A 10,376-nucleotide genomic window follows, 5' to 3' on the forward strand; every position below is an offset into this window, starting at 1 on the left:
AGCTACTCAGTTCGGCATTTAAAGGAGGATAGTAGGGTGCGGAGCGTAAAGAAGCGTTTCCCATGTATAGTAAGCGTTCTAGCTGACGCACCTTACCTGGATCGTTAATGGTTTAAATGCTCCACAGCTTACTCAGAAACCGAGTTTTTGACCTCGCGTGTGCAGTCAGGTGCGTCGCTCATCGATTGTCGCTACGATCGATGATTGTTTCGGGCGACGCACCTTACCAGCTACTCAGAAACCGGGTTTTTGACCTCGCGTGCGTAAGTTCTGTAAAATCAGGCTGCAATTTTTGTTTTTAGTCTTGAACTGTCGATCAATTTGAAGCAGCTTTGGCACCCAAATCTATTGCACAAATTATGAGTAGCAGAACCATTGTATTGGTGGAACAATCCGGGGTGATTCCCTACCGCATTTTAGACGGAAACATAGAACTAATGCTTATTACGTCATCGGGAGGTAAGCGCTGGGTAATACCGAAAGGTTTAATTGAACCTGACATGACTCCCGAAGATTCCGCTGCCAAGGAAGCTTGGGAAGAGGCTGGTGTCTTGGGTCGAGTGTTTCCTGATTTAGTGGGAACTTATGAATACTACAAGTCTGGCTGTACTTGGCAAGTAGATGTATTTTTATTGCAAGTAAAAACTGTTCTCGAAAATTGGCCTGAAGCTCACAAGAGAAGGCGGCAATGGGTAAGTATTCCTAAAGCAATTAAGCGGGTTGATGAACCAGAACTGAAAGTCATTCTTAGGGATTTGCCGAATAGATTTTGGTGAAGAGATACCTCTAAGTTAGTAAAGTTTAATTCTTTTTATTAAAAGCTAATTAACAATAGTCCGGACAGTTTTCAATCACTAACGGCAGAATGCTGGTTTCAGCCTTCTCAGTGAGGTCAAATGCTAACGGTAGAATGAGGGTTTCAGCCTCGGTCTCAAAAACTGTCCGGAGTATTGAATTAAGAAGCTTTGGGGCTTTTAGGAGATAATTTCATCACACCTTCAACTTCATTAATAATGACATCACAAAGATTATCCAGAGGAATATCATTATAATCTCTGCCAAAAGGGTTTTCTATTTCCAAAGCGATCTCTTCAATCCCAAATAAAGTAAAGGCAATTATCGCAATAATCGGACTTGTCAACCAGCCAAAATCTCCAACTAGACGCATTGGTAAGGTGAAGCAATAAATCAGAGTTAGTTGCCTTAAATGGATAGTGTAAGCCCTGGGCTGTGGTGTCATCAGAATACATATACAAAGACCAAATTTATCAAGCACTGAATTCAATAATTGCTGTAAACTTTGAAAATCGTGAATATTCAGGCGATTCTGGTTACATTGCTCCTTTAGGTAATCTTGAATCCAAAGTGCAATTTCAAGGGCTGGGTTGCTCACCAATGTAATCTTTTCCAGTCGAGATTTAATCAGAAGGTTTTCTAACTCCTCATTAATAGGTTCTCGACGTAGATACTGCTTAGTCGCTACTGCAAAAGCTGCTATAGAGTACATTGCAGCAACTTTATTCACTCGATCTTGAGGTTCTTTTTCTTCAACGTTGACCCAAATCTGCCTTGCTAAATGGCTGCATATCCCAATTATGGCACCCCATGCTTGCCGACCTAGCCAAAAGCGTTCATAACCAGTATTGGTGCGAAAAACCAATAGCAGACCCAAAAGAATACTGGGAATAAGGATTTCTAACTTTGGAAAAAATATCGGCACTCCTTGTGTATGTAAAACTGTAATTATCAGTCCAAAAATACCCACAAAAATGACCCGAGGTAAGACATTCGGAATAACAGATCCGCGTAGGGTAAACGCAAGATGCAGCCACGATCCTTTAAATAGTTGATTCATCATGTTATTTTAATCCAATTTCAGAATGTTGTCAAAGAAATCATTACTAAATCTTCCTCTTTAAGTATATTGACCTCCATTTATATTTAAAATAGAACCTGTCAAGTAATCAGGGGCATCAAGGGCAAGATATGTGACAAAATTTATAATTTCATTCACGCTTCCTTTTCGCTTAATATGTGTACTTTCTACAGCTTGTAACTGTCTATCTAAAGAAACTTTTTCAGCCATTTCAGATTCAAAGATTCCTGGGTTAACACCTATAATAACATAATTTTGAGAAGCTAATGACTTAGATAAACTTAAAACTAAACCATTAAGTCCAGCCTTAGAAATTCCATATCCCACATCTCGACTACCAACATTAGCTGCCGCAGAACCAACTACTATAATCCGTGTTGAGAGATTTTGGTTCAAACATTTTTTCACTAAAGAGATAATAAAATGAGAAATACCTAGCAAATTAACCTGGACGCTTTCATACAAACTATCCTCTTCTAAAAATGGAGAGTTAAATGTTTGCTCACCAAATTTACCAATACAACTGATGAGAATAATTTTATCATATTCGTGAATAGGAATTTGGTCTACAGTTGATTTAATTTTATGCTTGTCACGAACATCACAGGAAATATAATATTTGATCTGATCGAGACGATTTACTTCTGGCAAGTCTATCCCCATAATGTCAATATTCGACATTCTATTTTGACAAGCTATCCCAGAGCCTAGCACTCCCTCTACACCTAATATAATTAATAAATCACTGCTCATTAGCTGTCTCTTTTTTTCAAGGTTTGAATGAAATGAATAGCTCTTTCTCGAACGGCTGATTGATAATCTGGTAAAGACATATCTCTATTTGAAAAGTATGTAATACCTCTAGAAATAGGGATAATTACACCTCTACCATCGTGTCCGAGACTATCAAAAATACTTTCAATATTTCCTCCCTGACTGCCTACTCCAGGAGCTAGAAAAATCGCATTTGGCATTATTTCTCTTAGTTGCTTTGCTTCATAAGGAAATGTGGCACCCACTACAGCACCTATACAACTGTAACCGTATTTTCCAATGCTATCCTTACCTAATTGATTAACCAGTTCAGCCAGTTGGTGAAACATTTTCTTTCCCTTTACAGATATATCCTGAATCATGCTTGAGCCAGGATTAGAAGTTTTAACTAAAATGAATAAACCCTTACCACATTTAGTAGCAACTTCTACAAAGGGCATCAGACTATCTTCTCCTAGAAAGGGGTTAATTGTGATACAATCAACCACTAAATCTGAATCGATCACTATTCCGTTTTTAAGTCTTATTTGTCCATCTAAATAAGCCTTAGCATAAGCAAGTGAAGTTGAATCAATATCTCCTCTTTTTGCATCTAAAATGACTATAAGATTGTGGTTTTTAGCGTACTTGATAGATTCAACTAGAGCATTTATGCCACTACTTCCAAACTGCTCAAAATACGCAGATTGAAACTTGACTGCTGGAACTAAATCCGATAAACTGTCAATAATTACTTGTGAAAAGCTAGTTAAGGATCTTGTAATTTCCTGATAGTTATTGCTTGTTGGAAGTAGAAACTCTGGCATCAAATCAAAATTCGGATCGATGCCAACTACCAAGTCACTCTTTTGGATTTGCTGTTCAATAAGTCGATCGCTAAAGTGCATATATTTAGAAATACCCTAATTGAAAATGTTCTTCATTATTTATACCATAATTAAGATGCTTTTTTTAGAATTTAGATAAATTAAAAATATTCTTCATTTATTTTATGACCAAATTGTTCTTTTTTGGAAGTTAGATAAGACTGCCATTCCTTCCTGGAATTAACTAGAGGAATTTTCATATTTACTTCAATCCCATGACTGATTAAAAAAATTTCTTTTTCAAGATTATTGGTGATAAGATTCACGGATTTTATGTTTAAATCTTTGAGGATAGCTATAGCAGAAGAATAATCTCTTAAATCAGGCTGAATACCTAAACTGACAAATGCCTCAAAAGACGTACATTTGTTTTTTTCCATTAACGAATAGGTTTTCAACTTATTTGTCCACCCAGCACCTCTACCTTCATGATCGAAATGGTAAATTATCAAGCCATCTTGTTCTTGAGAAATCATCTCCATCGCTCTAAGTAGTTGCCAGTTGCAGTCACATCTTTGACAACCAAAAATATCGCTTGTATAGCAAGCAGAATTTAGTCGTAATAAAACAGGTTTAGTGGGATTTTGAATATTTCCTCGATAAATAATTCCGTGTTCTTTGTCGATTTGATTGTGTTGTATTGTATAACCTCCCATTTTTAGGTTCTTAATACCACCTTCAATAGTTAGTGAAACTTCCAAAACTTTATTAATTATTTTGTATTCTGAGGTCATTTTCAATGTCCCAATATTAAGTTGTTTTTTTTAAAAGCAAAACAGCTATTGCAGTTTTTGAGAAATCATATTAATTAAATTCAATGGATCTTTTTCAAAAAAAACTTGACTTTTTGTGGCTTTTTTGAAAGAGTTGAGCAGTAATTGAACATGATCTGTGACTCCTCCGGTATCGCCTAGAATACCAATAATTTTATTCATGTCATAAGCATTTGATAACTCATTTAATGTTCCCCATCTCCCACTAATAAAAATAGCTGCATCACAGGCTGCTACAGATTCAACATTCCTATATTTGCGGCAAACTTCCACATTATCTTTGTATTTGTAATGTTCCGGTATCAAAATAATACTATCATATAATTCTGGAGAAGTTCCCATCACCTCCATGTGTTTTTCTTGATTATAGGTAGCTGAAAATCCAATTGAGTATCCACCTAAACTTTTAGCCCCTAAAACAGCGTAAAGGGGAAGACCAGTACAAGCTCCTGTCACAATGCTGTTACCAGTTCTGGCAATTTGTTCTCCAAGTTTTCTGGACTTTTGATTAAGAGAATCTTGGCTATCTACAGCCGAACCGAAAACACCAATCTTTTTCATTTTATCGCCACTTATCTAAATAACCGGGCTAGTGCAGTTGATAGGAAACTATGAACTGGAAAAATATTTACACTAATATTGTATGTGAAGATCCAATAAAAATTAGTGAAAATGGAAAACCAATTTTATGAATTTCTGTAAATTAAACACTATGATAATGATTCCAATCTAGATAAATTCATATATAGCCTTTCTCTAAAAGGTGAGGTACCAATTTTGCAATGAAAAGCTTGACAATGTAAGGGTTGCAGCATACCTCGGCATACCTCATCTTTCTGAGAAAGGCTATACTATTGTTAGTTTATTCGCCTCATTTCATCAATGACACTTAGTTAAACAACCCCATCAGGGAAAAGAAGACTGATTTTATTGTTAAAAAGTGCTTTCTCTTCTTGGTAAAACTTTTCCATTTGTTCAACAATATCTTCACCAACTCCTAGCTTAGATGCGATGTTACGAATGGCAGATTTTTCTCCTTCATTGTAAGCACCATCGGCATCACTAGCTTGAATAGCACAATAAATCAAGTTTCTCCTCGATTTATTGCTGATGGGATTGCTTTTAAGTACGGATTCCACATCCTCATCTCCACTGTATGTCTCCAGTTCAGCGAGTAATCCTTCTGATGCACCTTTCGCCGCTGTCAAACCAATCACCCAATCTCTCTCCTGTTGTGATACAACGTTGTCGCCTTTTGCTGCAATAAGCAATGCTCTTGCGAAAGTTCCGATCGCTTCATCAGGTAGCTGTTGGTTAGAACCTTGTAGATGCTTGTACACCCACGCACCTGCTAATTTCCGTGAATCTCTAATAGTCATCTGCCTTTTTACCTAAAATTTGATACGAATATGCTTACGAATATACTATTGTTTATAAATATTTCATAAACTAAACTAATGACTCGTATCGCGATCGCTCTTACCATAATACCATAAAATAGCTTTTTACAATTTAATTATATTAAACTTTGTTAAGTAAGCTGTTCTGCATTTAAATTGGTAATTGCTCACCCCCCCTACAGACAAAAATAAAATCTCTGAAACCCTTTCTAGGCAAGGATTGCCAATTTTGAACACAATTATTTCATTTTTCCGTTTCGATCGCTGAAACCCTCATTATCTTGTTAATTTTATTAGACCTCTTGCAAAATAATTTTGTGCTATTATCGAAAGTTTAGGCAATTTTATAATAGACCTCTTGCAAAAATAACTAGGACGGGCAAGATGCCCATCCCACAAAAAACATTTTTCCTTGTGGAACGGGCCGGAGAGCCCGTTCCAAAATTTGATTAAAAGGACTTTTGCAAGAGGTCTAATCTAGCAGGCCCGGCAAGTTTAAGGAGATGCCAATCAACCCAATAATTCAAAGTTTTACCTAAACTTGAGCAAACTATTAAGGGTAACACATATTTTTTTTGCAATAGGTCTATTGAAGAAGAAGCTTTTTGCTTAAAATTCACAATCTGAAACTGTCTCGCTTGAGCCAGTTTTAGGGGAGGGGGGAGTTGAGCAATTACAAAAACATGAGCCAGCCTGGCTGTTGCCATTGTTTCCACTGCTGTTGCGTTAGTTTTGAGCGAGCTTAATTATTGCAAAATCATTTCTCGAATTGTGCGCGCTGTTGCAGGGGCCAGCAGAACACCGTTGCGATAGTGACCGCTGGCGATGAGAATGTTGCTGTTACCGGGAAGCGTCTCGATAATTGGGGCCGGCCGCGCTTCCGGCCGCGGGCGCAATCCCGACCATTTCCTAATAATTGTAGCTTCTGCTAAATCCGGACAAAGCGATTTCGCCCTCGCCATCACTTGCTCCAACATATCAGCATTTGCCTCAATTTCCCCGCCATTTTCTGAAAACTCAACCGTCGCCCCCACCCAATATTCCTGATTTTCCAAAGGCACAATGTGAATGTCATTGCAAGTAATTACGGGCCTAAAATCAGGATTTTCTAAAGGATTTGCCGATCGCAAATGCAGCGCTTGTCCCAACACCGGGCGAATGTCAACCAATTGATTTAACGATGCAGTCACAGCAGCAGAACCCAAACCAGCGGCCACAATTAGTCGATCGAAATTTTCAGCAACAGGCAAGATGCCTGTTCCACAAGACATATTGACAGTAATGGAAGATGGGAGTTGAATCTGAGACACATGAGAATTCAACTGAGTAATTCCTTCAACTTCCACCCCAAACTCAAAAATCACCCCATTTCGTTCAGCAGCATCAACCAAAGCCAAAGTTAGCGCCGTCGGATCGACTTGCCGGTCTTGAGGCGAATAAATCGCAGCAATAATCTTATCATTTAAATAGAGATGAGGGCAGCGATCGCGCACTCGTTCCACATCCCAAAGTTCCAATTGCCAACCTTGAGATCGGCGAGTTGCTATCAATTTCTCCCACTTACTTAAATCCTCTCCCTCCGAACAAAGCATTAAAATTCCCTGTTTGTTAAAAGGAATTTTTCGCCCCGTAACTGCTTCCAATTCGGGAATCAAAGTTTCGTAGCGCTGAAGGCTGGTTTCCCTCAACTGCCAATTTCTGCCCTTAGTTTTGTGGCTGATAACTCCCATCAAAACACCGAGTGCAGCGCCAGTAGAACCTTGTGCTGGCGGCTGTTTGTCGAACACAGTAACTTTTAGTTCGGGAAATTGACTTAGTTCAAAGGCGATCGACGCCCCAATAATACCGCAACCAATAATTGCAACGCGAACCATTCAATTTTAGATTTTAGATTTGAGATTTTATAGAAGAAGAAGACCGGGCGGTTGAAACCGCGTCTATACAAACAAAACCCGCCGACGCGGGTTGAAGAACGGGCAGTAAAAATCAAGTTTTACGTTGTTTTCTTCAGTCCGCGAAGGCGGACTTCGTTTTTGTAGGTGCGGTTTCAACCGCCGTCTTATCTAAAGCAATTAAGCTTTAGGAATTAGCTGCAAGAAAGTATCGAAATCCTTGACAGCTTTTTGATAGCTGGCCGTGACTTTCGCATAGTCAACCGCTTTAGCAGCGTTGTCAATCTCGACCAAATCAGCAAACAAACTCTTGGTCAAATCAACAGCTTGTTGTTGAGATTTCGGCAACAAACTACCAGACACGGTTCTCATGGCGGTACGCAATTCGCCGAGAGGCCCGTGAATGTAAGTTCTGGTATCAACCCAATTTCGGTTTTGAATGAGGGTTCCCAATTTGTCCATGCGCGATCGCAACTCTGTCAGGGTAGGAACATAGCGCTGAATTTGCTGGATCTGGGCTGCTGTGTAAGTCGTTGGAACTTTTGCTTCGACACTGCTGCAACTAACCAGAAATGCCATCAAAAACGCCATCATCAAGGCAAAAAATGAACGGGGACGAGTCATATGGATTTTAGATTTTAGATTTTAGATTTCTGGTTCTCAGGCTTTGCCTGGGAATGCAGATCCGCGAGGATGTGCTTCGCTGACCCAGCACCGAGAGTTAGGTACAAAATATTATTTTACCTCCTGGCGGCGCAGAAAAGTTATCAGAGCCTCGCCAACTTTTTCCGACCAATGTTCTTGAGGATAATGCCCCGCTTGTTCGAGTGTGACTAACTCTGCATTTTGCAGGGAACCAACTAGCTTTTGAGCTGGTTCAACACTCAGCCAAGGGTCTGTCAAACCCCACACAAATAAAGTTGGTCGAGTCCATGCTTTCCAGCCGGATTCAATTTCTGCCATTGACTGCGGCAATTGAATATTGCGAACTGTATTCATTAGCGATCGACCCGCATCCGAACTCTTCAAAAACGGGCGGCGGTAAACATCTAAATCTTTGTCTGATATCGTCTTGCGGCTTCCGCCTTCGAGGGTTCTGTCAACCAAAAGCGGGTCTTGCGTTATCATGTCGCCAATGAAAGGAAGTCCAAATTGCTGCATTTTCCAGGGCAATTTTATATCTACTGAAACGGGTGTGTTTATGACGGCTAAACGCTCAATTTTATCGGGATTTCGCAAAGCGTATTGAATGCCTGCCGAAGCTAAAAATCCTTGGACAACGAGGTAAAATCGGTCTATTTCTAGAGCTTGAATAAAGTCAGCGAGGGCGTCAACAAAAGCATCGGGAGTGTAGGCAAAGTCGCGCTTGTCCGGTTTTGTCGATCGCCCGTAACCCACCCAATCGGGGGCGATCGATCTAAATCCCTTTGCCGCCAAATCCGGCATTATTACAGTCCAGGTAAAACTTTGGGACGGCAAACCGTGCAGCAGCAGCACCGGCGGTTTATCAGTTTCGTTAACCGGTTTTGTTTCCCGATAAAACCATTGCAGCGGGCCTACTTCAATTACTTTCTCATCAATTGACATTATTTTATTTGTTATTTATCAAACAATAAGGTGCGCAGTGCGCACCCTACTTACAATCTCATCAGTAGGGTGCACGCGAGCACCTTACTTAAAATCGAGTTACAGCCGCGCTTAGAAATTCATTTCAGCAGCTTGAACTTTTTCGACCTGTTTCTTCTTGAGAACCAGCATGATTTGAGCCAGCATGGTTATAGCCACGAAAGCGATCATTCCTTGAATGCGAGTAGCACTTTGCAGCACAATCTCTACGTCTTTTTGACCGAAGCCGCCCACATTAGGATTGCTCGTCAAAAGTTCGCCGGCTGCAACTGTTTGTCCTTCGGAAACAATCAGTTCTGGGCCTGCGGGAATTGTATCAACAACCGCTGCACCTTCTGCCGGTTGAATTGTTACTTCATAACCGCCATCTTCAGGTGTGGCAATCTTAGAAATGCTGCCAGCTACCGAAGCATTATAAACAGTATTGTTGGTCTTGGCGCCTGTCGGATAAACCTGACCGCGACCGCGGTTGCCGCCGACATAAATTAGGTATTTGCCGTAGTGAACGGACTTGTCAGTTTCGGGATTCGGCGACAAAACTGGGAATACCAATTCTTTGTACTGTTCACCCGGCAGCGGGCCGACTAAAACAATATTTTCTTGGGTTTCGCTGTAAGGTTGGAAGTAAAGATCGCCGACTTTTTCCTTCATTTCTTCGGGAATTCTGTCAGCGGGAGCAATCTTGAAACCTTCGGGCAACATCACAACTGCACCGACATTCAAGCCGCCTTTGCTGCCGTCGCCGGTAACTTGCTGAACGTTAGTATCGTAGGGAATTTTGACAACAGCTTCAAAAACTGTGTCAGGCAAAACAGATTGCGGTACTTCAACTTCAGTCGGTTTTGCACCGAGGTGACAGTTAGCGCAAACAATGCGGCCTGTTGCTTCGCGGGGAGTAGCGGGTGCTGTTTGCTGGGCCCAGAAAGGGTAAGCAAATGCTGCTTGGGGAAGTGCGATGTCGCTGGTGAGGAAAAATCCTGCCGCTGCGATCGCAATTAAGGCAGTTTTCGCGATCGTCCTGGCACTGCGGCGAAACATCGCAGATAAATTAATTTGTGGCATCAGAGTATTCAATCTCAAAGGTCTAACAATTTAGTCATTGGTCATTGGTCATTGGTCATTGGTCATTGGTCATTGGTCATTGGTCATTGGTCATTGGTCATTGGTCA

General features: G+C 40.5%; 11 protein-coding genes. 1 reads left to right on the forward strand and 10 read right to left on the reverse strand.

Annotated elements, in window-relative coordinates:
- Positions 1-359 precede the first annotated feature (359 nt).
- Positions 360-776 (forward strand): NUDIX hydrolase, encoded by a 417-nt coding sequence (locus QUB70_RS14000; protein ID WP_332981153.1) that lies wholly within the window; start codon positions 360-362, stop codon positions 774-776.
- A gap of 179 nt (positions 777-955) precedes the next feature.
- Here the strand turns inward: QUB70_RS14000 and QUB70_RS14005 are convergent, their stop codons facing one another.
- From QUB70_RS14005 to petA, 10 genes are all read right to left on the reverse strand, one after another.
- Positions 956-1,858 carry a bestrophin family protein gene (locus tag QUB70_RS14005; RefSeq protein WP_332981155.1) on the reverse strand — a complete coding sequence of 301 codons (903 nt, stop codon included), beginning with the start codon at positions 1,856-1,858 and terminating at the stop codon, positions 956-958.
- Positions 1,859-1,915: 57 nt separating this feature from the next.
- Positions 1,916-2,629: an SDR family NAD(P)-dependent oxidoreductase gene (locus QUB70_RS14010; protein WP_332981157.1), complete on the reverse strand. Its 714-nt coding sequence runs from the start codon at positions 2,627-2,629 to the stop codon at positions 1,916-1,918.
- Positions 2,629-3,537, reverse strand: a complete 909-nt coding sequence (gene pyrF / locus QUB70_RS14015) for an orotidine-5'-phosphate decarboxylase (protein WP_332981158.1) — start codon at positions 3,535-3,537, stop codon at positions 2,629-2,631. Before pyrF ends, QUB70_RS14010 begins: the two co-directional genes overlap by 1 nt.
- Positions 3,538-3,617: 80 nt before the next feature.
- A complete protein-coding gene (locus tag QUB70_RS14020; RefSeq protein ID WP_332981159.1) occupies positions 3,618-4,250 on the reverse strand; it encodes a GTP cyclohydrolase in 633 nt (210 codons plus the stop codon).
- Between the two features lie 45 nt (positions 4,251-4,295).
- On the reverse strand, positions 4,296-4,850 hold the full coding sequence (locus QUB70_RS14025) for a hypothetical protein (RefSeq protein WP_332981162.1): 555 nt from the start codon (positions 4,848-4,850) through the stop codon (positions 4,296-4,298).
- A gap of 332 nt (positions 4,851-5,182) precedes the next feature.
- Positions 5,183-5,668: a hypothetical protein gene (locus tag QUB70_RS14030; RefSeq protein WP_332981165.1), complete on the reverse strand. Its 486-nt coding sequence runs from the start codon at positions 5,666-5,668 to the stop codon at positions 5,183-5,185.
- A gap of 767 nt (positions 5,669-6,435) precedes the next feature.
- Complete coding sequence (locus tag QUB70_RS14035) at positions 6,436-7,563, reverse strand: NAD(P)/FAD-dependent oxidoreductase (RefSeq protein WP_332981166.1); 1,128 nt, start codon at positions 7,561-7,563, stop codon at positions 6,436-6,438.
- A 198-nt stretch (positions 7,564-7,761) separates the two neighbouring features.
- On the reverse strand, positions 7,762-8,205 hold the full coding sequence (gene psbQ / locus QUB70_RS14040) for a photosystem II protein PsbQ (protein WP_332981168.1): 444 nt from the start codon (positions 8,203-8,205) through the stop codon (positions 7,762-7,764).
- 111 nt (positions 8,206-8,316) lie between these two features.
- A complete protein-coding gene (locus QUB70_RS14045; protein WP_332981171.1) occupies positions 8,317-9,168 on the reverse strand; it encodes an alpha/beta fold hydrolase in 852 nt (283 codons plus the stop codon).
- Positions 9,169-9,279: 111 nt separating this feature from the next.
- Positions 9,280-10,269 (reverse strand): cytochrome f, encoded by a 990-nt coding sequence (gene petA / locus QUB70_RS14050; RefSeq protein WP_332981172.1) that lies wholly within the window; start codon positions 10,267-10,269, stop codon positions 9,280-9,282.
- Positions 10,270-10,376: the final 107 nt, after the last annotated feature.

The sequence above is a fragment of the Microcoleus sp. A003_D6 genome (assembly GCF_036702825.1).
Taxonomy (GTDB): Bacteria; Cyanobacteriota; Cyanobacteriia; order Cyanobacteriales; family Microcoleaceae; genus Microcoleus.